This window comes from Pseudomonas sp. 3A(2025), from assembly GCF_054589175.1.
This window is the reverse complement of sequence record NZ_BAAILM010000113.1, coordinates 214,302-239,103: the sequence shown is the minus strand read 5'-3', so window position 1 is coordinate 239,103 and position 24,802 is coordinate 214,302. Positions and strand designations below refer to the sequence as shown.

20 protein-coding genes are annotated in these 24,802 nt (G+C 62.7%); 4 read left to right on the top strand and 16 right to left on the bottom strand.

Annotated elements, in window-relative coordinates; translation table 11 throughout:
• The first annotated feature begins 107 nt into the window (after positions 1-107).
• Complete coding sequence (locus ACYP2A_RS27685) at positions 108-1,058, top strand: GlxA family transcriptional regulator (RefSeq protein ID WP_459749114.1); 951 nt, start codon at positions 108-110, stop codon at positions 1,056-1,058.
• A 161-nt stretch (positions 1,059-1,219) separates the two neighbouring features.
• The gene (locus tag ACYP2A_RS27680; protein WP_459749113.1) at positions 1,220-2,611 is read left to right on the top strand and encodes an ATP-binding protein; all 1,392 of its coding nucleotides are present in this window, start codon (positions 1,220-1,222) and stop codon (positions 2,609-2,611) included.
• Here ACYP2A_RS27680 and ACYP2A_RS27675 read toward each other — a convergent pair.
• From ACYP2A_RS27675 to ACYP2A_RS27660, 4 genes are all read right to left on the bottom strand, one after another.
• Positions 2,563-5,328, bottom strand: coding sequence for an ATP-binding protein (locus ACYP2A_RS27675; RefSeq protein ID WP_459749112.1), 2,766 nt, complete (start codon positions 5,326-5,328; stop codon positions 2,563-2,565). The genes ACYP2A_RS27680 and ACYP2A_RS27675 overlap by 49 nt on opposite strands.
• A 37-nt stretch (positions 5,329-5,365) precedes the next feature.
• Positions 5,366-5,821, bottom strand: a complete 456-nt coding sequence (locus ACYP2A_RS27670) for a helix-turn-helix transcriptional regulator (RefSeq protein WP_459749111.1) — start codon at positions 5,819-5,821, stop codon at positions 5,366-5,368.
• Between the two features lie 208 nt (positions 5,822-6,029).
• Entirely contained in the window at positions 6,030-7,460 is a 1,431-nt protein-coding gene (locus ACYP2A_RS27665; RefSeq protein ID WP_459749110.1) for a mechanosensitive ion channel domain-containing protein, read from the bottom strand.
• A 119-nt stretch (positions 7,461-7,579) separates the two neighbouring features.
• A complete protein-coding gene (locus ACYP2A_RS27660) occupies positions 7,580-8,599 on the bottom strand; it encodes an alpha/beta hydrolase (RefSeq protein ID WP_459749109.1) in 1,020 nt (339 codons plus the stop codon).
• Between the two features lie 146 nt (positions 8,600-8,745).
• Between ACYP2A_RS27660 and ACYP2A_RS27655 the strand changes: the two genes are divergently transcribed.
• Positions 8,746-9,645, top strand: a complete 900-nt coding sequence (locus ACYP2A_RS27655) for a LysR family transcriptional regulator (RefSeq protein WP_459749108.1) — start codon at positions 8,746-8,748, stop codon at positions 9,643-9,645.
• Positions 9,646-9,653: 8 nt separating this feature from the next.
• Here the strand turns inward: ACYP2A_RS27655 and ACYP2A_RS27650 are convergent, their stop codons facing one another.
• The gene (locus ACYP2A_RS27650; protein WP_459749107.1) at positions 9,654-10,877 is read right to left on the bottom strand and encodes an OprD family outer membrane porin; all 1,224 of its coding nucleotides are present in this window, start codon (positions 10,875-10,877) and stop codon (positions 9,654-9,656) included.
• A gap of 194 nt (positions 10,878-11,071) precedes the next feature.
• Between ACYP2A_RS27650 and ACYP2A_RS27645 the strand changes: the two genes are divergently transcribed.
• Positions 11,072-13,345, top strand: coding sequence for a molybdopterin guanine dinucleotide-containing S/N-oxide reductase (locus ACYP2A_RS27645; protein WP_459749106.1), 2,274 nt, complete (start codon positions 11,072-11,074; stop codon positions 13,343-13,345).
• A 557-nt stretch (positions 13,346-13,902) separates the two neighbouring features.
• On the opposite strand, the gene ACYP2A_RS27640 is transcribed toward ACYP2A_RS27645, so the two are convergent.
• The 11 genes from ACYP2A_RS27640 to ACYP2A_RS27590 form a co-directional block, all read right to left on the bottom strand.
• Positions 13,903-14,559, bottom strand: coding sequence for a response regulator (locus tag ACYP2A_RS27640; protein WP_459749105.1), 657 nt, complete (start codon positions 14,557-14,559; stop codon positions 13,903-13,905).
• Positions 14,560-14,716: 157 nt separating this feature from the next.
• Positions 14,717-15,793 (bottom strand): protein-glutamate methylesterase/protein-glutamine glutaminase, encoded by a 1,077-nt coding sequence (locus ACYP2A_RS27635; protein ID WP_459749104.1) that lies wholly within the window; start codon positions 15,791-15,793, stop codon positions 14,717-14,719.
• A complete protein-coding gene (locus ACYP2A_RS27630) occupies positions 15,790-16,314 on the bottom strand; it encodes a chemotaxis protein CheD (RefSeq protein ID WP_459749103.1) in 525 nt (174 codons plus the stop codon). Before ACYP2A_RS27630 ends, ACYP2A_RS27635 begins: the two co-directional genes overlap by 4 nt.
• Positions 16,305-17,117, bottom strand: coding sequence for a CheR family methyltransferase (locus ACYP2A_RS27625; RefSeq protein ID WP_459749102.1), 813 nt, complete (start codon positions 17,115-17,117; stop codon positions 16,305-16,307). The genes ACYP2A_RS27630 and ACYP2A_RS27625 overlap by 10 nt, the downstream gene beginning before the upstream one ends.
• A gap of 1 nt (position 17,118) precedes the next feature.
• The gene (locus tag ACYP2A_RS27620; RefSeq protein WP_459749101.1) at positions 17,119-17,655 is read right to left on the bottom strand and encodes a chemotaxis protein CheW; all 537 of its coding nucleotides are present in this window, start codon (positions 17,653-17,655) and stop codon (positions 17,119-17,121) included.
• A gap of 12 nt (positions 17,656-17,667) precedes the next feature.
• Complete coding sequence (locus tag ACYP2A_RS27615; RefSeq protein ID WP_459749100.1) at positions 17,668-19,296, bottom strand: methyl-accepting chemotaxis protein; 1,629 nt, start codon at positions 19,294-19,296, stop codon at positions 17,668-17,670.
• A 27-nt stretch (positions 19,297-19,323) separates the two neighbouring features.
• Complete coding sequence (locus ACYP2A_RS27610; protein WP_459749099.1) at positions 19,324-21,366, bottom strand: chemotaxis protein CheA; 2,043 nt, start codon at positions 21,364-21,366, stop codon at positions 19,324-19,326.
• A gap of 3 nt (positions 21,367-21,369) precedes the next feature.
• On the bottom strand, positions 21,370-21,687 hold the full coding sequence (locus ACYP2A_RS27605; RefSeq protein ID WP_459749098.1) for an STAS domain-containing protein: 318 nt from the start codon (positions 21,685-21,687) through the stop codon (positions 21,370-21,372).
• 4 nt (positions 21,688-21,691) lie between these two features.
• A complete protein-coding gene (locus ACYP2A_RS27600; RefSeq protein ID WP_459749097.1) occupies positions 21,692-22,057 on the bottom strand; it encodes a response regulator in 366 nt (121 codons plus the stop codon).
• Between the two features lie 46 nt (positions 22,058-22,103).
• Positions 22,104-23,192 (bottom strand): methyl-accepting chemotaxis protein, encoded by a 1,089-nt coding sequence (locus tag ACYP2A_RS27595; protein WP_459749096.1) that lies wholly within the window; start codon positions 23,190-23,192, stop codon positions 22,104-22,106.
• A 399-nt stretch (positions 23,193-23,591) separates the two neighbouring features.
• Positions 23,592-24,770 carry an acyl-CoA dehydrogenase family protein gene (locus tag ACYP2A_RS27590; protein ID WP_459749095.1) on the bottom strand — a complete coding sequence of 393 codons (1,179 nt, stop codon included), beginning with the start codon at positions 24,768-24,770 and terminating at the stop codon, positions 23,592-23,594.
• Positions 24,771-24,802 lie beyond the last annotated feature (32 nt).

Genomic DNA, 24,802 nt, shown 5'->3' with positions numbered 1-24,802 from the left:
GAATGACTGTCTCCATACAGTTGACAGTTGTGTGCGGGGGAAGGGACGGGTATAACAGCTTCAATCCCTCGAATCGGAGCCCTCTTTGCCATGCACGAAGCACCCGCATGAAAACCGTGGCCATGTTGCTGTTCCCCGACTTGCTGCTGCTGGACATGTCCGGGCCGCTGGAAGTGTTCTCCATCGCCAATCGCTATTTGCCGCTCGAAGCGCATTACCGGATCGTCACCATCGGCTCCGAAGCCGGCCTGCTGCGCGCTTCCAACGGCGTGGTGGTGCAGGCCGATATCACGCTGGATCAAGCCACCGAGGCCTACGACCTGCTGCTGGTGCCCGGCGGGCCAGGTGCGTATGACCGGCATATGCCGGATGTGCAGGCGTGGCTGCAAGCAGCGGTGCCGCGTGCGCATTGCTATGGCTCGATCTGCACCGGCGCTTTTCTTCTCGGCGATGCCGGCCTGCTCGACGGTTACCGCGTCACCACCCACTGGCATTACACCGAGCGGCTGATCAAGCGTTGCCCCGCAGCGCTGGTGGAAACCGACCAGATCTTCATCCAGGACGGCAACCTGTTGACCTCCGGTGGCGTGACGGCGGGTATCGACCTGGCGCTGGCCGTGGTGGCCCGCGATCACAGCAAGAAAATCGCCCAGGATGTGGCCAAGGTGCTGCTGGTGGTCATGAAGCGCCAGGGCGGCCAGGCACAGTTCAGCCCGCTGATGGCGGCGGTCGCACCTCATGAGAGTGCTGTGACCCGGGTGCAGAACCATGTACTGGAACATCTGGACGATCCGTTCACGGTCGAACGCATGGCCGCACTGGTCAACATGAGCGCCAGGCACTTCTCGCGGCTGTTCATGCGTGACGTGCAGATGACGCCCATGGAGTTTCTGCAAAACGCGCGCATCGACCGCGCCCGCAGCCTGCTGGAAACCACCGAACTGCCGCTCAAGACCATTGCTTATAAAAGCGGCTTTGGCAGTGTACGGCACATGCGCTTCTTATTCACGGCACGGCTGGGGCTGACGCCTGCACAGTACCGTGAACAGTTCAGTTGAGCGCCTCCTTGAGCCGGTGTCCGTATCGCGCACCGCATTGACCGTATCGCACCCCCCGCCACGGTTGTTTCAACACCTGTGGCTGCGAAGATAACCATTCTTGTTTATTGAATGGCATGCGCTGACCGGGTAACCCCCGCGCAGGGCGTGGAGGGGTGCACATGAACGGTCAGGTCAATACCTTCGCAGAGCCGGTGCTGTTGTTTGGGCCTTACGCCTTTCATGTGCGTCAGCGTCAAGTGTTGCGTAACGGCCGGGCGGTGCCGATGGGCGGGCGGGCGCTGGATATTCTTCAGGTGCTGGTCGAGCGTGCCGGAACGGTGGTCAGCAAGGAGCAGGTCATCGAGCAGGTCTGGCCGGCTTCGGTGGTCGAGGCGGTCAACCTGCGGGTACACATCGCTGCCTTGCGCCGGGCCTTGGGCGGCGGGCGTGATGGGCAGCGTTATATCGCCACGGTCACGCATCGAGGTTACAGCTTTATCGCCGAGGTCACTCAGGCGCCGTTGCCTGCCGGATCAACGACAGAGGGGATGATTGCCCGGCATAACCTGCCGGCCTCCATGACGCCCCTGATCGGTCGGGACGAGGCGGTGGCCGCGCTGGTAGGGCAGTTTTCCACCCGCCGTTTCGTGACCCTGGTCGGCCCTGCCGGGGTGGGCAAGACCCGCCTGGCCTGCCACGCAGCCGAGCAGTTGGCAGCGCAGTACCGCGATGGTGTCTGGTGGGTCGATTGCAGCAGCGGCGAGCCTCTGGATGCACTGGGGGAATCACTGAGCCAGGCACTGGCGGGGCGGCACTGTTTGCTGTTGCTCGACAGCGCCGAGTGTTTGCCGCCGGCCTGCCGTCAACGGATCGAACAATTACTGGAAACGGCGCCGCAACTGGCGGTGCTGGCTACCAGTCGCCAGCCGTTGTACGCCTGTGGTGAATGGCTGCAAAGGGTGCCCGGCCTGGCCCAGCCTACACGCGCGCAAGTGCGTGACCCGCAGCAGGGCATGACGTGTGCGGCGGTGCAGTTGTGGATCAGCCGTGCCCAGGCCTGTCAGCAGGGCTATGTGCTGCGCGAACAGGACCTGCCGGCCGTGAGCGAAATCTGCCGGCAGCTCGATGGCCTGCCGCTGGCCATCGAACTGCTTGCTGCGCAACTGGAGATGTTTTCCGTACCCGGTTTGCAGGCACAACTGAACAATAGCCAATGGCTGCTGAACCTGACACGGCGCACGGCGGTGGCGCGGCACCGGTCGTTGGCAGCGGCGCTGGAGTGGAGTCATGCGCGGCTGAACGAGCGGGAATGCAACCTGTTGCGGCGCCTGGCGATCTTTACGCAGGATTTCTCGCTGGAAGCGGCGGCCTGTGTGGTGTGTGACTGCGATTACACCCTCGACAGGCTACGCCAGGATTTGCAGCGCCTGGAAGACAGGTCATTGCTGGTAGCGGTTGTCAGCGACGGCGAGGCACGTTACCGGCTGTTCAATACCGTGCGTTTGCATGGGATGACGCGCTTTCAGGCCCGCGACAACAACGTCTGCGCCATTACCATATCCGGGGTTTGACTGCCGGCTTCAAACCGCTCAAGCAGTGGCACCAGCAGCGCGCGAGTCTGTTCGGGCCGCAGCCTTGCCAGGCTCAAGGCACTGCGCAGCGCCCATGCCAACGCACCTTGCTCTCGGGCAATGTCCAGTGCCTGACACAGCAGCTTTTCAGCCTCGTCAACATCCTGACCATCGTCCGGCGCCAACAGATTTTCTGCCCGGCAGCGCAGGATTTCGGCGCTGCACCAGCCCGCTTCGCCCTGTTGCGCGCGCTCCAGTTGCGGCGGGTCGATCTCGCTGTCGCGCAGGGTTAGCAGGATATCGCTGAGCAGCCCGGTCGCCGGTCCCGCCGCCTCGTTCGGCAGGTCGAGCAGCCGCGCGTAGTGACGGCCCCAGGTGTGGAACAGCAGCACCCCGTGTTTGTGCGTCTGGGCCAGCAGTTGGGTGACCTGCTCGCGGGCCAGCGTTGTATTGCCGGACCACAGCGCGATGGGGCAACCGGCCAGCGCCAGGGTGTAGCAGATCGACAGGCCATGATCGATCTGCACGGCAATCTCCAGCGCCTGACGGGCCACTCGTTCGGCCTGCAGCGGCTGGCCCTGAAGCCAAAGGGTGCGCGCCAGAACGGTGAGGGTGGCCACGCTTTGCTCGTACTGAATGCCAAAACCACGGCTGAACCGGTTGTGCTGGCTATTGTGGGCCAGGCGCTGCAACACATTTTCGGCTTGTTGGCGGGCTTCGGGCTGGCGACCCTCGTAATGCAGCGCCAACAGGCGCAGGCGATGGGCACTGAGGTTGATCTCCGGGTCCAGCCCCAATCCCAGGCGATCGAACTGGCGGCTTTGCACCAGCGCCGCCGGATAGTCGCCACGGCACAGGTACACCGTCATTTGCCCGGAAATCGCCCGTAACCGGCCCGCTGAATCGTCGTTTTGCTCGGCCAGGCGCAGGGCGTCGATAAAGGCGTCCATCGTTTCCAGGGTCGGGCCTCGGCTGTGATAGCTGAAGCTGCCCAGCGCCAGGCGCAGTTGCATTTCCAGTGACGGGTTCTGATACCCGGCGTGTTGCAAACCCAGCAAGGCCTTGCGCACATACACCCCGTGTTCCTTGAGCCGCGACAGTTCTTGCCACAGCGGTGCCGAGTGCGCCACCAGCGAGATGGCCAGGGCTTTGGGACCTTCACCGTTCAGGCCCCAGTCGAGCACTTCGCGCACATCCTTGAGGCTACGGGTGTAGCGCTCCAGCCACTGCTGGGTCGGCAGTTGCTCCCAGTCGTCACGTGCCTGCTGCATCAACGCCAGGCAGTGTTCGGCGTGGCGTTCCAGCGTGGCCGGCAGTTCGCCGTACTGGCGCAATCTTTCCAGCGCGTAATGCCGGGTCGTGTCGAGCAGGCGATAGAACACCTGCTCATCGCCGGCTTCGACATTGAGCAGCGATTTGGCGACCAGTTGGCTGATGGCGGTGTACAGCGTCGCGGCCGGCATCGAGGCATCGCCGGCAACTGCCAGCGCCGACTCCAGGGTAAAGCGGCTTTTGAAGACGGACAGCCGGCTCAGGCAGCACTGCTCGTCGGGGGTGAGCAAATGAAAGCTCCAGTCCAGCGTCGCCAGCAGCGTCTGCTGGCGATCGGTGCTGTGTGCGCCGGCGTGGATCAACTGCGCCGGGTTGTACTGCAACTGGGCCTGCAGGTCAGACAGGCTGAGGCTGGCCACTTGCGCGGCGGCCAGTTCGATGGCCAGCGGAATGCCGTCCAGGCGCCTGCAGATATCGCCAGCCATGGCCAGGGTCACGCGGTTGGGCTCGAACTGCTCCTGGCTGCTCATGGCCCGCTCGACGAACAGCTGCAATGCCGGAAAGTCTGCCGCGTTCAGTTCGACGTCCAGCTCACGTGGCGGGCAGTCGAGGGACTCAAGGCGCTGGATGAACTCACCTTCGGCGCGCAGGCGCTCACGGCTGGTGGTCAGAATGGCAACCTGCGGGGCGCTGCGCAGTATCCGTTCACAGATCAACGCCGTTGCATCGATCAGGTGCTCGCAATTGTCGATCACCAGCAACACCTGTTTGTCGCGCAGCCAGGTGCACAGCTGACCAAGCGGGTCGCCGTCATCCGGGGCCAGGTCAAACAGTGCGGCCAGTTGGGCGGGCACCAGCAGCGGGTCGCTCAGCGGCGCGAGCTCCAGCAGGCGAATGCCATCGCGGTAATGACCGATCAGTTGTTCGGCCACGCGCAACGCCACCGAGGTCTTGCCGATGCCGCCGGGACCGGTGAGGGTAATCAAGCGCTGGCTGTGCAGGGTCTGCACCAGGGCGTCGACCAGCGGCTGGCGGCCGATCATGCGCGCCCGGCGCAGCGGCAGGTTGTGGTCGGCACGCAGCGGGGTCGCGCGCATGTGCTGCGGCGCATCCTGGGCCACCTGAATCACCGGCGCCACCAGGCTGTAGCCGCGTTGCGCCACGGTGACGATATAGCGCTGGCCGGTCTGGCCGTCACCCAGCGCCTTGCGCAAGGCGGCCATGTGCACCCGCAGGTTGCTGTCTTCGACCACGCTGGTCGGCCAGACGCGGCTGATCAAGTGCTGGCGGCTGATCACCTCGCCGGGCTGTTCAAGCAGCACCAGCAGAATGTCCAGGGCGCGGCTGCCCAGGCGCAATGGCTGGTCGACGTCCAGCACCAGACGCTGTTCGGGGTAGATACGGTAAGGGCCGAATTGCAGGGCCTGTTCGGGGATGGGCGTCAACGCCGGATTCCTGTCCTGAAAAAGAGACAACGGGGGGTCAAATGGCAAGGTGCATGTCGAGACCCTGATGCTTTTTGAGCGCATGGCCGCGCCAGGTCAAGGGCGTAATACCCTCACTGCGCGAGAAGATGTGCGAAAAGTGCGACTGGTCGCAAAAGCCGCATTCCTGACTGATCTGCGTCAGGGTCATGCCGGTGTGAGCGATCAGGCACTTGGCGCGCAGGATACGCTGTTCGCGTATCCATTCCTGTGGCGACAGGCCGGTGCTGCATTTGAACGCCCTGGAAAAGTAACTGCGCGACAAGGCGCAGGCGCGGGCCAGTTCAGTGACCTCGATGTTCTCGCCGAGATTGTCCAGAATCAACTGCTTGGCCAGCTTTTCACGCCATGGCGTCAGACCACCGCTTTGCGCCAGTGCCGAATGCTCGCGGCTGTGAATGCGTGCGCAGGTCTGGCAGGGGTGATGGGGCAACGCACGGGAATTTTGAATCATGGCGAATGTCCTTGAGTCTCGGGGAGGCTAATCCAGCCTTGAACAGGGCCTGCGCGCTCCATCGGCAAAGGTCTGTACTGAGCGGTTCATTCTTGGCGCTGCAACCGGTGCTGACGAGTTAATCGTTGTTAATTTTGTTAAGGGTCAGTAGTGGCGTTGTGCTTGCCATGCCGACCCTGGAGGGCTTGAGCCAGAGCGCTCGGCGTTTTCAGCTACGCCGTTGCAACCAGCCCAGAAAGCCGCCTTTCTTGACTTGCGCAGGCCGCGCCAGCAACACGCCATGGCTGTTGTTCTGGCGCACAGCCTGAAGCTTGTTGAAGGCGCGGGTGACTTGTTTGCACTGCTCCAGCGAAGCGCGGGCGATCTCTTTGTCGATGCGGTAAATGATGCTGGAGGTCATCGCGGTGAAGCAGGCTTCGGACGGCGTGTCGGCGAGAATGCCCTGTTCGCCCATGATCTCGCTGGGGCCCATACGCCCGGCTTCGATGCGTTGCTCGCCATCGGGCACCGCGGCGCTGACCACACCGGTGGCGATCACGAACAGCGACCCGGACACCTCGTTGAGGTCGAGCACCACCTGGCCGGCAACGAACTGTTCGGCAGTCATCGACTCGGCCAGGCGGTCGCGTTCTTCTTCGCTCAGCGAGCGGAACACTTTCACCTCGTCGAGCAGGGCGCGAGCCCGGGAAATCGGTACGGCGTTGCCTTCGCTCTGGCGAATGATGCCGGCGGCTTCCAGGTGCCGGTGCGCCAGGTCGAACAATTGATTACGCACTTCGCCCTTTCGCGACAGCTCGGCGATGAAGCCGCTGGCCACGTATTCGGCCATGCTTTCGCCCGACTCCTTGAGCACCACCTTGGGTGCCGGGGTCAGCAGCAGGCTGTCGCTGCCTTGCAAGGCGCGGTTCAGGGCATCCAGCACCCGGCGTGGGCGAACGTGCTTGGGCACCTGAATGCTGATCGACACGCCATGCATGTTGCTCGGCCGGCTGAGGTTGACGATCTTGGCCTTGGCCGCCACCGAGTTGGGCACGACGGCCGTGGTGCCGGCGCTGGTTTGCAGGTGGGTGGCGCGCCAGTCGACGTCCATGACCTTGCCCTCGACGCCGTCGATGCTCACCCAGTCGTCGACCTGATACGGCTTGGTGGTGTTAAGCACGATGCCGCTGAACACATCGCTCAGGGTGCTCTGCAACGCTAAACCTACGATGATTGCCACCGCCCCCGAGGTCGCCAGCAAGCCCTTGACCGGCAATTCCAGCACGTAGCCGGCGGCCGCCACCACACAGGCGAGGAAGATCAGCGCGCCGAACACATCCTGCAGCAAGCGCCCGCTCTGGCCGATGCGGCGCATCAGCATCAGGCCGATCAGTACGGTCATGACCCTGGCCGCAAACAGCCACCACAGAATCGCCAGCGCCGTGGCGCCCAGTTGCATCACGCTGTCATCGCCCCAGGCCGGTGCCAGCAGCGGGCTGATGCCGGCATTGATCAACAGGCTGCTGTAGGCGATGAACAGCGCCAGGCGCAATGCGACCCGAAGCGCCCGCAGGTGCAGCGGCAGCACGTACCAGAGCGAGACGTCGGCGAACAGGATCAAGGCGCTCCACAACAGGGGATGACTGAGCAACAGGGGCATGACGGGGTTCTCCATGAACGCTGTAGGACCGACTTTAGTCGGGAACGGTGTCGCTGCGGTTCCCGACTAAAGTCGGTCCTACGGGGAGCATGACCATGAAAAGGTCAGGCGGTGGCCGATCAGTTGAGGTGGGTCTTGAGTTCTTCGGCCGCCTGGCGCATCGCGGTGCGCACTTGCGGCACATGGCTCAGCGGGTTGAGCAGGCCGTAGTCGTGGATCATGCCGTTGTAGCGCACGCTGGTGACCGCCACGCCGGCGGCATCGAGCTTGCGGGCATAGGCTTCGCCTTCGTCGCGCAGTACATCGAACTCGGCGGTTTGCACCAGCGCCGGTGGCAGGCCGCGCAGTTGTTCCGGGGTGGCCTGCAACGGCGACGCATGCACCTGTGCGCGCTCGGCCGGGTTGGTGGTGTAGTTGTCCCAGAACCACTTCATCATGTTGCGGGTCAGGAAATGGCCTTCGGCAAACTGGCCGTACGAGGCGTCATCGAACGTCGCGTCGGTCACCGGCCACAGCAACAACTGGAAGCGCAGGGCCGGGGTTTTCTGTTCTTTGGCCATCAGTGCCACCACCGCCGCCATGTTGCCGCCGACGCTGTTGCCGGCCACTGCCAGGCGCTTGCCGTCGACGCCGATCTGCTTGCCGTTCTCGGCCACCCAGCGGGTGGCGGCGTAGGCCTGGTTGATCGCGGTCGGGTACTGCGCTTCCGGCGACGGGGTGTAATCGACATACACCGCCACGGCACCGGAGCCGACCACCAGGTCGCGGATCAGGCGCTGGTGAGTCGGGAAGTCGCCCAGCACCCAGCCGCCGCCGTGGAAGAACATGAACACCGGCAGGTCACCCTTGACCCTGGCCGGGCGCACGATTTGCAGCTTGATGTCCTGGCCGTCGGCCTTGATGGTGCGCTGGCTGACTTCGATGCCTGACAGGTCGACCTTCACCGACGCCTGGGCGCCGGTCAGCACCGCACGGGCGTCCTTGGGGCTCAGTTGCTCCAGCGGCTTGCCACCACCTGCGGCCAGTGCTTCAAGAAATGCCTGGGTGTCTTGTTCGACGCCCGGGCTGCCGGCGGCAAAAGCACTGTTGACGGACAGGGCAAGGAGGCTGGCGGCGAGGGTTTTCTGCATCAGGTTCATGGTCGTTTCCGTTGGTATTCGATGAGATAAGAAGTCGGTAGGGCTGCTGGCCTGTGGCCTCAGCGGCACCGTGAACACAGATTAATTTGATGCTGAAATGAGAAAAAGCGGTTATAAAGCGTTTAACTGTCAATCTGGACGAGACAATGAACCCGTTTGAAGACATGCGTATCTTTTGCCAGGTCATGGAGTCGGGCAGCTTCACCGCCGCTTCCGAGAAGCTTGGGTTGTCCAAACAGTTCGTCAGCCGGCGCCTGATGCAGCTCGAAGAGCGCCTGGGCGTGCGCTTGCTCAACCGCTCGACCCGGCGCCTGGACGTCACGCCGCTGGGGCAGAGTTACTACGAATCGTCGTTGCGCCTGCTCAGCGAAGTGGAGCAGGTCGAGCAGGGCATTGCCGGGCAGAACAGCGAGCCGCGCGGCACCATTCGGGTCAGTGCGCCGCTGTCGTTTGCCATCGCCCACCTGGGGTGTCTGGTGCCGCTGTTTCTGCAGCGCCATCGAGAGGTATCGATGGAGGTCGACCTCAGCGACCGCCCGGTCGACCTGATCAGCGAAGGCTACGACCTGGTGCTGCGCATCGGTACGCTGGAAGACTCCTCGCTGGTGGCGCGGCGTATCGCGACCATCGAACGGGTGTACTGCGCCAGCCCTGTCTATCTGGCCGAGCGTGGTCATCCGGGCTGCCCCGAAGACCTGCTCGACCACGACTGCCTGCCCTATGGCCACAGCCGTCAGGTGCAGTGGCGCTTCGAGGGGCCGGGCAAACCGACCACCCTCAACGTCACCGGACGGATGCGCGTCAACAACGGCGACCTGCTGCGCGACGCGGCGATTGCCGGGCTGGGCGTCACCTACCTGCCGACCTTCATCGTCGGCGCCGCGCTGCGTGCCGGCAGCCTGGTGCGCGTGCTCGACGACCTGCGCCCGGCACCGCTGACCCTGTCGGCGGTGTATCCGCAACATCGACAAACCTCCCGGCCGGTGCAGGCCTTCATCGAGTTCCTGCGTGAAAAGCTCGAGGGCAGCATCGAAGCGGGGTTGTAACAACACCGCTATCGACCCGTGATGTCCCACGGGTACTGCACGATGATGTACACCCGGTCCAGGTCGTTATTGCCCTGCGCGGCGTTGCCGCGATGGGTCACGTATGACAGTTCCAGCGACAGGTCCTTGGCCGGGCCGGACGGGGCGGTGTAGGCCAGGGTCAGGTCGCGTTCCCAGTGCTTGCCTTCGCCGTTCGCGGTATCGATGCCGCTGCCACGCACATAGCGGCCCATCACGCTCAGGCCCGGCAATAGTTCGGTCAGGTCGCGGTCGTAGCGCACTTGCCAGGACTGCTCGCCAGCGCCGTTGAAGTCGTTGTACTTGATCGAGTTGGCCAGGTAGATCGAATCGCCGCCGACAAAATCGAACGGCGTCTCACCGTGGACTTTCTGATAGCCCAGGCCAACCGTCTGCACCTGATGGCGCAGCTTGAGCATCAGGCTCGTTGCCGTGGTCGCAATGGCGCCGCCACTGGCTGCACCGGTGTCCAGGGTGCGATACAGGTTGGCGTCCCACAGCATTCGGGTGTCGTTGCCCAGCGGGTGCGCACCGTGCAGGTTGGCGTAGTACTGGCGCCAGGTGTCGCTCAGTTCGCCCATGTACAGCGACCCGTTCACAGGCAAGTCACTGCGGCTTTCGACGCCAGCCAGGCTGACGGCATGGCCGGCAGTGCTGACCTCATAGCCCTCGAAGTCGCCATGACCGCTCGACTGGTTCTGGTTCTTGAACGCCGTGAAATGCCCGGCCACCAGGCGCACGCCGGGCACCTCAAGGCTGTCGAGCAGCCAGCCGCTGGCGTACTCCGGTTGCAGGCGCTTGTCGGCGGTGTCGAACACCGGGGTTTCGACTTCCATTTCGCCGACCTTCAATTGCGTCTCGCCCAGGCGCAGTTTCAACGCGGCGCCCGCCGATGAGTATTCGGGCTCGGCCCGGCCGTCGCTGTCCAGCGGCAATAACCCGGTGCCGGCCGTGCCGCGTCCGCTGTCCAGACGCAGGCCGACAAAACCGTGGGCCTCGGCGCCGACGCCAAACCAGCCCGCTGTGTAGCCCGAATCGAAGCGGCCAATAAAGCCCTGCGCCCATTCCTGCTTGTAACTCTGCTCACGCACCCGGTCGTTGCGGTCGTCGTTGTGCAGAAAGTAATTGCGCATCAGCACCGAAGCCTCGGCAGCGACAGCGTTGTGCGCCACGGTGCCCAAGGCCAGGCCGCAGAGGAGAAGAAAACCACGCATGCCAGATCAGCCTTTGCCTCGAAAACCCGACTATGACGTCTGGATTGCGCTATAGCTTGTAAGCCTGTGTCCAAAGGGTTTAATCACCGATTTGCATATAAGGCTAGAGTGAAAATCACTTTTGCTGATTTTTGGCTGCGTGTTAGCTTCGACCGGGTTCTGTACAGCACGGCATCGCAGGGAGACAGCAATTCATGAGCTTTACGTCACTGCATTGGGGCGCCTATCGACCACAGGTGATCGATGGCAAGTTACAGACCATGCTGCCGGTAGAGTGGGACAAGGACCCGTCACCGATCGGCAATTCGATCGCAGGCGCCATTACCTCGCCCAGCCGCATCCTGCGCCCGGCTGTGCGCCGCAGCTTTCTGACGGGAGAGGGGCGTCCTGAGCTGCGCGGCCAGGAGCCGTTTGTCGAGGTCAGTTGGGAGCAGGCGCTGGACCTGGTGGCCGGCGAGCTGCAACGGGTGCGTCGCGACCACGGCAACCAGGCGATTTTTGGTGGCAGCTATGGCTGGGGTAGTGCCGGGCGTTTTCATCATGCGCAGAGCCAGTTGCACCGCTTCCTCAATTGCATTGGCGGCTATGTGTTCAGCACCGACAGCTACAGCCTCGGCGCCGGTCGGGTATTGATGCCGCACATCGTCGGCAATATGGACTGGCTGCTGGCGCGGCACACCTCGTGGAGCAACCTGGCCGAGCATTGCGAGCTGTTTATCGCGTTTGGCGGGCTGCCGCATAAAAACGCCCAGACCAGCCCTGGCGGCGCCAGCGATCACTTGCTCAGCGAGGCGCTGCAGAACCTGTCGGCCGCCGGCGTCGAGTTCGTCAACATCAGCCCGTTGCGCGACGACCTGACCGGCCCTGCGCACAACGAATGGCTGCCCATCCGCCCAGGCAGCGATACCGCCTTGATGCTGGCACTGGCCTGGGTGCTGGTCAGCGAAAACCTGCACGACGAAAGCTTTCTGGCGCGTTGCACGGTCGGCTTCGAGCGCTTTCGCCAGTACCTGCTGGGCGAACTCGACGGCCAGCCCAAGACCCCGCAATGGGCCGCCGCCCTCACGGATATCCCGGCCGCGCAAATCACCGAACTGGCGCGGCGCATGGGTCGCAAGCGCACCATGATCAATATCGCCTATTCGTTGCAGCGTTCGGTGCATGGCGAGCAGCCGTTCTGGATGACCGTGACCCTGGCCGCCTTGCTCGGCCAGATCGGCCTGCCCGGTGGCGGTTTCGGTCTGGGCTATGGCTGCATGAACAACACCGGCAGCGGGCGCAAGGCGTTCTCCGGGCCGCGCTTTTCCCAAGGCAATAACCCGGTCACCGATTTCATTCCGGTGGCGCGGGTCACCGACATGCTGCTCAACCCCGGCGCACCCTTCGATTACAACGGCCAGCAACGCCACTACCCGCACATTCGCCTGGTGTACTGGGCCGGCGGCAATATCTTTCACCACCATCAGGACTTGAACCGCTTGCTGGAGGCCTGGCAAAAGCCGCAGACCATTGTGGTCCATGAGCAATACTGGACCGCCCAGGCCAAGTACGCCGACATCGTCTTGCCGGCGACCACTTCGCTTGAGCGCAACGACATTGGCAGTGCGGCATCCGACCGTTTCATGATTGCGATGCAGCAGGTCATCGACCCGGTGGGCGAGTCGCGCGACGATTACTCGATTCTCGCCGGGCTGGCGCAGCGCTTGGGCGTGGAGGCTGAGTTCACCGAAGGCCGTGACGCCGATGCCTGGTTGCGCAACATCTACGAAGAATCGCGGGGCAGGGCAGGTGAGTTCGATATCGAGCTGCCCGACTACGAGCAGTTCTGGCGCGATGGCATCTTCGAAGTGCAACGCCCGGCCACAGACACCGTGCTGCTCAAGGACTTTCGCGAAGACCCCGAGGCGCACCCGCTGACCACGCCGTCAGGGCGCATCGAGATTTTCTCGGAGCGCATTGCAGGCTTTGCCTATGCCGATTGTCCGGGGCATCCGGTCTGGCTCGACAAACCGGCACCCACGCATGCGCTGCACTTGCTGTCGAACCAGCCGCGCACCCGCCTGCACAGCCAGTACGACCATGGCGCCTACAGCCGCGCCTCGAAAATTCAGGGCCGCGAACCGTTGACCCTTAATCCACAGGACGCCCAGGCCCGAGGCATCAGCGACGGTGATGTGGTCAAGGTGTTCAACGAGCGCGGGGCGTTTCTGGCCGGGGTAATCGTCTGCGACAGCATCCGTCAGGGCGTGGTGCAGATCGCTACCGGCGCCTGGTTCGACCCGTTACTGCACGGCCAGCCGGGCAGCCTGGAAAAGCACGGCAACCCCAATGTGATCACCGCCGATGTCGGTGCTTCCAGCCTGTCGCAAGGCTGCTCGGCGCAGACCGCGTCGGTGGAGGTGGTCAAATGGCACGGCGAGTTGCCACCGGTTACCGCATTCGAGCCGCCGTTGTTTGAGGTTGGGTGAGCGTGCTTGGGTCTGGCACGTAGTATCGGGTTGTGTGGGGTTGTTCTGGTGCGTCTGTTAGAGAGGTTCCGACCCTCTTCGGGCCGGGCTACTCTGTTTCGGCAAAGTAGCCAAACCATTGGCTCCTGGCTCGGCTTCCCTGCCTCGCTCCTCGCCTGCGTGTCGCCTGCACTCGGCCTTGCGCCCAAGTCGCGTTCTGCGGCGCCTGTGAAGTCTGCGTACAAGATCAAGGGCAACGCCAAGATCAAAAGCTCTTGCTTTGCTTTTCATACGCTATAGCACAGGCGCCGCCAATCGCGACTTGTGCAGGCCGAGTGGAGGTGTTGCGCAGGGGGAAAAGGGCCATGGATGGCCCGTTAGCCGCTTGGGCCATGGAAGGCCCATAAGCGGCGACCCCGGAGCAATGCCGGAAGGAGGGAACCCGAAGGGCCGAAACCAGGAGCAAGCGGTTTGGTTACTTTGCCAAGACAAAGTAACCCGGCCCGAAGAGGGCCGGAACCTCTCTAACAGGCCAGTACAAAAAGTCCATACAACCTGACCAGCAATACCGCTAGCCCCTAATCATTCACCTCGATAATCCCTTCGCGCACCGCAAACAGCACCAGGCTGGCGATGTCGTGGATGCCCAGGCGGTGCATGACTTGTGAACGATGGGCCTCGATGGTCTTGACCGACAGGCCCAGGCCTACGGCGATGGAGCGGGTCGATTCGCCGCGGGCGATCAGGCGCAGGATTTCCAGTTGGCGGTCGGTCAGGGTGAAGTTGCCCGGCCTCGCCGGTTGCGTCATGCTTTTTCGCACCGCCTGGCTGACCACCAGCGGCACCACCGCCGAGGACAGGTATTGCCCGCCCCGGCGCAGTGCCTGCAAGGCCAGTTCCAGCTCCAGGACGCTGGCACTCTTGAGCAGATAACCATGAGCACCCAGTTGCAGGCATTTCATCACAAAGTCCGAATCGGTGTGCATCGACAGCATCAGCACTTTGCTGTGTGGGGCGTGCAGCGATAACTCCTCCAGCGTCTGGACACTGGCAGTACGCTCCACCGACATGTCCAGCAAGACGATTTCCGGAGCCAGTACCACCGCCAGTTCCACGGTGCTCAGGGTGTTATCGGACTCCCCGACAATTTCGTATTCGTGTCGTTTTTCCAGAAGCGCCCGGATACCTGCCCGAAACAGCGGGTAGTCATCGGCGAGCAAAATTCGGCAAGGCATAAGTCAGGCCTGTGTCGCATGGGAGAGGGTGCCGTCCTTCAATATAGGCGGCGTTATTTTTATCCCGTAGGCGAACGATGAGCCGGCACGCTGGCGGACGCCCACAGGAAGACGTCCTTATCCCGGTATTGGTGTCCCGGAGTTCCGGCAATGTCCTTCAGCCGTGTCGAGCGTGGTCACCGAACTGCTGGATCAGCAGCGGGACCCTGGATAGCGGTTCGACGGATTGCGCAGCGCCCATGCGGATGGCCTCTTTGGGCATACCGAAGACCACGCAACTGGCCTCGTCCTGGGCTACGGTCTGGGCGCCGCTTTCGCGCATGGCCAGCAGACCGCGTGCACCGTCGTCGCCCATGCCGGTCATGATCACCCCCAGGGTATTGACCCCGGCATGTCGGGCGACGGAACGAAACAGCACGTCTACCGAAGGTTTATGACGATTGACCGGCGGGCCATCGAGCACCTCGACCTGATAATGCGCGCCATTGCGCTTGAGCTGCATGTGCAGCCCACCCGGTGCAACCAGCGCCAGGCCTGTATGCACGCGATCCAGATGCCTGGCCTCGCGGACTTCGATTCTGCACAGACTGTCCAGGCGCCGGGCAAAATCGGCGGTGAATTTTTCCGGCATGTGTTGAACGATCACAATGCCCGGGCAGTCACGTGGCAATTGTCGCAGCACGTACTCAAGTGCCTGTGTACCTCCGGTCGAACAGCCCAGTGCCACCACCCTGTCAGTGGTCTGCAGCAACCCGGCGGGCGGTATTGCCGGTTGCGCTGTGGCAGGTTTGTGCTGCAAGTGATGCAAGACCCCTGCCGGTGGACGAAAAGCCCCTGGCCGGGTTCGTGCTGCGTCTTCGATGGTGCGAATCAGCTCACCGGACATCTGCTCCAGGCTTTGCCGCAAGCCCAGCCGCGCCTTGGTGAAAATTCCTACGGCACCGGCGGCCAGTGCTTCGACCGAAATACCCGCACCTTGTTCGGTCAGGGTCGAGCAGATCAGCGTCGGCGTCGGCCGCTCGCTCATGATCTGGCGCAAAAACGTCAGTCCGTCCATGCGTGGCATCTCGATGTCGAGAATGATCACGTCCGGCCAGTCGCGGCGCATCTTGTCGATGGCATACAGCGGATCGCCGGCATGGCCGATGACCTTGATACCGGGGTGGTTGTCCAGGCAACCGGTCAGCACCTGGCGCACCAGGGCCGAGTCGTCGACGATGAATACCTTGATCATGAGCTCAGCCTCCTGCTGATGGGCAACCGCATGGCCTTGCGCTGACAATCGATACGGCCGCTCACGCCGTCGATGCTCAGGCGTCGATAGTGCTCGCCAGACAGGTCGCAATGGTCCACCGGCCAGTTGCGCTGCTCGAACTGCTGGCGGGCAAATTCGCTGTTGTTATGGCCAACCCGCAACGCTGCCAGGCCTGCCCGGCCGGTCAGCCCGGTGAGGGTGCCGCCGCCGAAAATGCTCTTGCGGTATTGGGCCGGGTTGGTGCCATGGCGCAGCATGTCGGCGTGCAGGCGCTGGAACACCGCCATGCCATAACGGGTGTCGTAAGGCTCGCCGGGCTCTTCGTCGTCGCGCAGCCCCGGGTCTTTGGGCAGCACGTAGTGCGACACGGCCAGCAGTTTCCAGCGTGGGTGCCAGAGGATGATCGACACGCAACTGCCCAGCAGGGTCGTGACCGGGCCGTTATGGCGTCCGAAAAAGTAATCGCCGGGTCGCAGGAACAGGGCTGGGCTCACAGACATTCGTACACCGAAGGCTGGACCAGACGCACCGGCAGCTCGAAGCCATGGATGCTTTCGGCATGACCGATGAACAGCAGGCCGCCAGGACGCAGTTGCTGCACGAGGCGTTGCACGATGCGTTTCTTTTCGTCGTTGTCGAAATAGATCAGCACATTGCGCAGAAAAATCACATCGAACAGGCCCAGGTCCTCGCTCAGCGGCTGCACGAGATTGACCTCGCGTAGCGTGACGCGTTCGCGCAGGGCGGCCTGGATACGCAGGCGTCCGCTCATGTCGCCGACGCCGCTCAGGCAATAACGCTGCAGCCAGCCTTCAGGGAAGTATTTGGCCTGGTTGATGTCGTAGATCGCTTCATGGGCCTTGTGCAGCATGCTCAGGCTCAAGTCGCTGGCCAGGATCGACCAGTCGCGGGTGGTTGCGTGTTCGCTCATGACCATGGCCATGCTGTAGGGCTCTTCGCCCGACGAACACGCCGCGCTCCACAGTCGCAGCGGGCCGCGCTGGCGCACCAGCCAACTGGCGAGAAAATCGAAATGCGGATGCTCACGAAAGAAATAGGTTTCGTTGGTGGTCAGCAGGTCGACCACCAGCCGCCGCTCCTGGCGGTACAGCGGCTGTTCGATCAGGCGCAGGTATTCGTTGAAGCTGCCCAGCCGGTAATGGCGCAAGCGTTTCATCAAGCGTCCGGCGACCAGCGGGCGCTTGTTGTCGGCCATCTGGATGCCGGACGCATCGGCCATGAGTTTTTGCAGATGCCGGAAATCGGCGTCGCCCAGCGCCGGCATCTTGAGTGCATCGGACATCTCAGCTTCCCTTGACAGCGGCAAGACTGAGCTGGCGGATATCGTCCAGGGACAACACTTGCGGGATATTCAAAATAATGGTGAAGGTCTGGTCGTTGCGGGCCATGCCGGCAATGAAGTCGGTGCGGATGCCCGCCCCGAACGGCGGTGGCGGCACCACCTGCTGCGGGTCGATATCCAGCACCGCATCCACGGCATCGACCACCAGGCCAATGCTTTGCTGGTGGTCTTCAAGGTGCAGTTCGATGATCACAATGCAGGTGCGCTTGGTCGCCACGGTCAGTTCGAAACCAAAGCGTGCGGCCAGATCGAGCACCGGCACGACGTTGCCGCGCAGGTTAAGTACACCGTGGATGAAGGCCGGCATCATCGGCACCGGCGTCACATCGTGGTACTCGATGATCTCGCGCACCAGGTCGATGGGCAATGCATAAGCCGCCTCGCGTACGCGAAACGACAAGTGCTGGACGCTTTCGACGTGGCCGCTGTCGGCGTGAGTCGTGTGCAAGCCGGGCAGGTTTTTCTGGGCAAGGTTCATGGGCGGCCTCCGTCAACCGAAACTGACGAACTGGCCTTCATCGACCTGGCTCTTGCCGCGCGACCAGGAGGCTGGCGTGCCGGAGTGGCTGTCGTTGATGCGTGGCAAAGGGCGGCTGGACGCGTTTTCGTCGAAGCGAAAGAAACCGATCAGTTCTTGCAGTTGCCCGGCCTGGGCGTTCATTTCTTCGGCGGTGGCCGCCAGCTCTTCGGAGGCCGAGGCGTTCTGCTGGGTAATCTGGTTCATCTGGCCCATGGCTATATTGATCTGCCCGGCCGCGCCGCTTTGCTCCTGGGATGCAGCAGTGATTTCCTGCACCAGGTCCGAAGTCTTCTGGATATTGGGCACGATCTCGTTGAGCAGGCGGCCGGCCTGTTCGGCCAGTTGTACGCTGCTGGAGGCCACCTGGCCGATTTCCTGAGCGGCGACCTGGCTGCGTTCGGCCAGCTTGCGCACCTCGGCGGCCACCACGGCAAAGCCCTTGCCGTGATCGCCGGCACGCGCCGCTTCAATGGCGGCGTTCAGGGCCAGCAGGTTGGTCTGGTAGGCAATGTCGTCAATGATGCTGATCTTGTCGGCGATCTGCTTCATGGCCAGCACCGTGTCGCTCACCGCACCTCCGCCTTGCACCGCATCGTTGGCGGCCTTGCCGGCGATGCCATCGGTGATCTTGGCGCTTTCGGTGTTCTGCGAAATCGACGCTGACATCTGTTCGACCGAGGCACTGGTCTGTTCGACGCTGGCGGCCTGTTCGTTGGCCGCCTGGCTCAACGATTGCGAGGTCGAACTGACTTGCTCGGAAGCCGACGACAACGCATCGGCAGCGCTGCGCACATCACCCAGAATGCTGCGCAGGCGCACGGCCATGTTCTGCATCGCGCCCAGCAACTGGCCGGTTTCGTCCTTGCTGTTGACCTCAAGGTCTTTGCTCAGGTCGCCGGCGGCCATGCGGTTGGCCGCTTCGACGGCGCCGCCCAGCGGCTTGGTGATGCTGCGCGTGACCAGCGCGCCGATGAGGATGCCCAGCAGGGTGGCAGCGATGATCAGACCGATCATCTGCACGCGCGAACTTTCGGCAATGCTGGTGATTTCTTCGTTGGCCTGGCCGGCACGGTTTTTCTTGTGATCGACGATTTCACCGAGCACGCGGTCTACCACGTCACCACTGACCATGGCGCGGGACAACAGGTCGGTCACTTCGCCGGCTTCCTGCAACTGGGTCGACTGGCGCACCAGCGTGACTACTTGCTTGACCGCTGTTTCGTAGTCGGTGAGTGGTCCACTGATCTGGTCGAATTTGTCCTGGCCTTCCTTGGTCAGAAAGCTTTCGCGACCCTTGGCGATCAGCGCCCGGGTCTGCTCGATGGATTTCAGGGTGTTGGCCAGCAAGCGTTCCCGCTCGGCAGCGGTGGGGCTCAGGATGGCGCCGCGCAGCGAGCGACCAATCATCACCAGCTCGATATTGGCCTCTTGCAGTTGCGACATGCCTTCGACATCGACGTCGTACATGCGGTCGGAAAGCTGGTTGACCTGGTCCAGGTTACGGATGCCGATTACCCCGATGATGCCGGTCAGAACCACCACCACCAGAAAGCCCAGCGTCAGCCTTAACCCTATCTTCATGTTGCGAATGAACTGCATGGTTGATCTCCTGAAAGGCTGTAGTAGTTAGTACGCGTTGGCCATGCCGGGCGGTGCCTGGGCCGGGGTTTCGACTTGCGTTTGTAAGTGGCGCAGCAGACTGGGGATATCGAGAATCAGTGCCACCTGGCCCGAGCCGAGAATGGTCGAGCCGCTGATGCCGCGCAGGTGCTGGAACATCTTGCCCAGTGGCTTGATCACCGTTTGCAGCTCACCGTGCAACTGATCGACCACCAGACCCGCCTGTTGCCGGCCTTGACTGACCACCACGATATTGCGTCGCCGTGAAGGGCTGGCCTTGATGCCGAAGTGGCTGTCCAGGGCAATGCATGGCAGCGGATGGCCGCGCAGGTTGAGGTAGCCATGACCCTTGTCGAGCGCGTGCTCCGGGGCTTCCATGCATTCGGTGACCATGTCCAGCGGGATCACGAAGCTTTCGTCGCCGACGCTGACCTGAAAGCCGTCGATGATTGCCAGGGTCAGCGGCAGGCGAATACGGAAGATGCAGCCAAAGCCTGCCACCGAGTCGATTTCGATCAGGCCGCGCAACTGGTCGATGGCGCTGCGTACCACGTCCATCCCTACACCACGGCCCGACAGGTTCGACACCTGCTCGGCGGTGGAAAAGCCCGGCTCGAAGATCAGCGCATGAATATCGCGTTCGGCCAGCACGGCGTCGGGCTCGACCATGCCTTTGGCGATAGCCTTGTCCAGAATGCGCTGGGTGTTGAGCCCGCGACCGTCGTCGCTGATTTCCAGCACGATCATCCCGGAGTCGTGATAGGCATTCAGGCTCAGGTTGCCCTCGACCGGCTTGCCGGCGGCCAGGCGCTCGGCCGCAGGTTCTATGCCGTGATCAATGGCATTGCGCACCAGATGGGTCAGCGGGTCGGCAATCTTGTCGATCACTGACTTGTCCAGTTCGGTCTCGCCGCCGCGAATGGTCAGCTGGATCTTCTTGTCCAGCTCCTGGCTGACATCGCGCACCACGCGGTGGAAGCGGTTGAAGGTTTCGCCCACCTCGACCATGCGCAGCTTCAACGCGTTGTCGCGGATCTGTTCGACATGCTGGAACACCGCCTGGGTGCTTTCGATGCAGCGATTGTCCCCCGACAGTCGCGCCTGAATCTGCGCGCCGGCCGTGCTGATGACCAGTTCGCCCACCAGGTTGATCAACTCGTCGAGCTTGCTGGCCGAGACCTTGATCATCGCCGATTCGCTGGGGCGCCGTTCGCGGCTGGTGGTGCTGGTGCTGCCTGTGCTGGCGGACGCCCGCTCGGGCTGGCTGTGCACCAGCGACGTCGCGGGCACTGGCGGCTGTTCGATCACTACAAGCGGTAGATCCTCGTCCAGGGCTTTGATGTGCAGTGTGCAAAAGTCCTGGATGAACTCGAAGACATCTTCGATTTCTTCACGCGTGGCCGCACTGCGCAGACTGATGTCCAGCGCCAGATGGCACTGGTGCGGGTTGAGTTCGTGCAGCGCCGGCAGGGTCGGAGTGCGGGTGACCATGTGCGTGATGCTGCCGAGCTTTTTCAGGTAGCGCACAAAGGCGGCCGGGTCGAAACCGTTCTCGAACAGTTCGGGCGCAAAACCAATGCTGATCTGCCAGTCACGCGCAGGCTCGCTGTCGGTGTTCTGCAACGTCTGCGCGGGTTGTTCAATGGCGGACGTTTGTTGAGCACCCTGCGCGTGCGCCAATGCTTCAAGCAACGGCGCCTGACGCGCTTCATCGGCCGGCAACTCGCCGATGGCCGGGTCGACGCTTTCGAGCATGACGCGCAGTTCGTCCATGCAATTGAGGATCAGCGAGGTCAGCGCCAGTTGCCCGTCGCGCACCGACATCAGCAAGCTTTCCAGATGATGGGTCAAACCGACCAGAGGCGTCAGCGAAAAGATGCCGGCCGAGCCCTTGAGGGTATGCACCGCCCGAAACAACTGGTTGACCGCCTCGTCATCGTCCGGACGGGTTTCCAGACGCAGCAGGCTGTCTTCAGCCTCCTTGAGCAGGTCGCGGCCTTCATCCAGAAAGCCCTGCAAAAGCTGGTTCCACTGATCGGCGCTGAGCATTGTTCAATCCTCGGCCAGGGCGATGGGGTAGAGGACATCCAGGGCCAGCAGCCCGGCCAGCTCCTGCACACTCGGCGAGGCCGCGAGCACGGTGGCGGGTTGCCCGTGCATCGACAGCGCCTGGTGCAGGGCCAGCAGCAGTTGCACGCCGGCGCTGTCCAGCTCCTGGACGCCAGACAAATCCAGTTGCCAGGGCGCTTCAACGCCCGGCAGCAGGCCCATGAGTTGCTCATGGGCCTGCTGCACTTCATAGATGGTCAGGTCGCCATTCACCTGCATGCGTGCAGGGCTGTCGGCTGTGGCTGGGGTGATCGAGAACATGGGCTTACCCCATCAGCTTTTCGACCGCCGCAAGCAACTGCTGGGGCTGGAAAGGCTTGACGATCCAGGCCTTGGCACCGGCAGCCTGGCCTTCGGCTTTTTTCGACTGCTCGCTTTCGGTGGTGAGCATGATGATCGGGGTAAAGCGGTATTCAGGGCGCGCCTTGACCGCCTTGACCAGGCCGATGCCGTCCAGGTTGGGCATGTTCACGTCGCTGATGATCAGGTTGACTTTCTGCCCGGTCAGCTTGTTCAGCGCGTCCTGGCCGTCGCTGGCCTCGATCACTTGATGGCCTGCGCCGGTCAGGCTCATCCTCACCAGTTGGCGCATCGAAGAAGAGTCATCAACGATCATTACGGTCTTGGCCATGTGTCAGGTCTCGTACATAGAAGGGCAATCAGAAAAATGTGGCCTGTCAGAAAAACGTGACTTCGTTGTTGGCCGTGCTTGCGGTTCGCCCGTGGCGTTCCTCTTCGGTCGTGAAGCGCTGGCGCAGGCGTTCGAGCCAGGCACGCGGGTCATGCAGGCTGGCGTCCTGTTCATGCAGGGCGCTGAGCAACTGTTGCTGGTCGCTCTGCACGTGATCGAGCATCTGGTCGGCGCGATCCTGAAACTGCAGATTGACCATGATGGCCTGGATGTCGTGCTGGGTATCGCGGGCATCGTTTTGCAGGGTTCGGGAGGCGTCGGACAACTCGTTGAGGTTGTTTTCCAGATGGCTCATGACCTGCTTGACCGAGCCATCGAGAAACGCCAGGTTGCTGCGCTCGCTTTCGCCCAGCGCTGTGGCGGCGCTGATGGTCGAGGCGATGGCGTGATTGATTTCGACCACCTTGGCGTCCATGCCCTGGCCGGTCTCGGCAGACAACGAAGAAAGCTTGCGCACCTCGTCGGCCACCACCGAAAACCCCCGGCCGTGCTCGCCGGCACGCGCCGCTTCAATGGCGGCATTCAGGGCCAGCAGGTTGGTCTGGCTGGCGACTTCCTGGACGCGCTTGGCCATCTGCTGCAACTGGCCGGTGTAATTGCCGAGCTGGCTGATGGTCTCGATCAGGCTGTGCTGACGCTGGCTACTGGCCTGAAACGCCTCAGTAACCTCCTTAAGGCGTTGGTTGGCATCGCGCAGGCTACTGCCGACGCCACCATTGGCGAGGATGTTTTCCGAGTTGCCAACGCTGCCTTCCAGGCGGCTGGCAATGTTGCTGAAGCGCTCGAACAGGTCGCCGATGTTGCTTTGCAGCAAGTGACGGCTCTGGGCGATGCTGTCGCTCCAGCTGGGCACCACGCTGTGCAGCAAGGCCGGCACATCGGGGGCGGTGGGTGCGGTGTCTGGAAGATCGAGCGTTTCGTGACGGGCGGCTGTGGTGACGGGGGCGCGCAGGTGCAGGCTCAAGGTGGCGATGGCGATGATCGCCAGGCCTGCGGCGCCGACAAGGGTATGAGTCAGTGCAATTCCGGTTGCAGCGACAATCAGGCCAGCCCAGAAAGCAAGATAAATCAGCATTCTCGCATCCATTCGATTATGTAAAAGTCTGACGATGATATCGGTGGCAATTTGCCCTCAGTATCGGGATAACCCCTAAGCCGACTGCCGGGTATCTGGTATGCCGGCGTGCCTTGATGAAAACTTAAGTTGATTGCCGGGTCAGATAAGTTCTCGTTGATTCAGAGACTTCATGGCGGCAGCGGTTTTCAGGGGCGATAAGGATCCAAATGGCCATTTAAGAAATTGCCTTAAGGGTTGTCCTACAATGTGACCGGTTTTTTAGGTTTTTCAGACAGAAAACAGGCCGAAGACGCAACAGGCCTCGCTGTACGATGACGTAAGACGCACGCCAAAACGACAAACGGCGCCGCTACAACCTGCAGGGCGCCGTTTGGCTTGTTGGGGTAAAGCGTAAGGTCAGGCGGGCTGGCGGCTCGCAAACACCGCCTTGCCGATACCTTGCAGCACGGCGTCGTTCTGCGGGGTGTGCACCCGCGCACAGAGCACATTGCGGTAGTGACGCTGCAACGGGTTGCTGCGCGACAGGCCTGGGTTGCCGCTGGCTTCGATGGCGACCTCTACCGCACGCAGGGCGTTGTCGGTGGCCAGGTACTTGATTTGCGCCGCATGCTGGGTGGGCACCAGGCCAAGGGCCGCGGTGCTCAGCAGGTTCTGGTTGGCGAACAACAGCGTGTCGATCTTGCCGACCACTTCCTGAAAACGCGGCAAGGTGGCCAGCGAGGCGCCGAGGTTGGACGGTTTGCGCTGTTCCAGCCACGTCACCAGCCAGTCGCGTGCGGCGTGTGCCACGCCGTCGTAGACCGCCGACAGCAACACCGACATCCACAGCATGCCGGCCGGGTCCAGCTCCGAACGCGGCGCACTCCAGCGGCTGACGCTGACGGCATGCTCCAGCGGCACCAGCACGTCTTCGAAGATCACCTCATGGCTGCTGGTGGCGCGCATGCCCAGGTGATCCCAGTCTTCGACGATGCTGATGCCCGGCGTGTCCTTATGCACCAGGTAGGTACCCACCAACGGGTCTTCATCGTCGCTGCGCGCCCACACACCAAACCAGGTCAGGCCGTGGCTGCCGGTGGAGTAGATCTTGCGCCCGCTGATGCGCCAGCCTTCAGGCGTACGCCGGGCAGTGGTGGCGGGTAAGCCGCCGCGTGCCGGGGTGCCAAGGTCGGGTTCTACGCGCAGGGCATTGATCAGCGCGCCGTCGCGCACCGCCTCGATGGCCACTTGCTGACGCAGGTGTTCGGGCCACTGCTGGCTGTCTTGCAGGCACGCATGCTGGATGTACTGCATGACCAGCACCAGCGCCGTGGACGGTTCCCCCCGGGCCACGGCGCTGATCACCTCCAGGGCCTGGGGCAGATCGGCACCACCGCCGCCCAGTTCACGCGGTACGGTCAGGCCCAGCAGGCCGTGCTCGTGCAGCAGGCGAAAGTTTTCATGCGGAAACTCGCCCGACTCGTCGTAACGCTCGGCAGTGGCTGCCAGTTGCGCGGTAATGGTCGCCAGCCTGGCGCTGAACGCCTCGGCAGATTCCGGTTCGTCATGGTGCTGACGAAGACTTGTGAGACTCATGTGCGGTTCCTTGTGCGCAAAAGGTAGTGGTG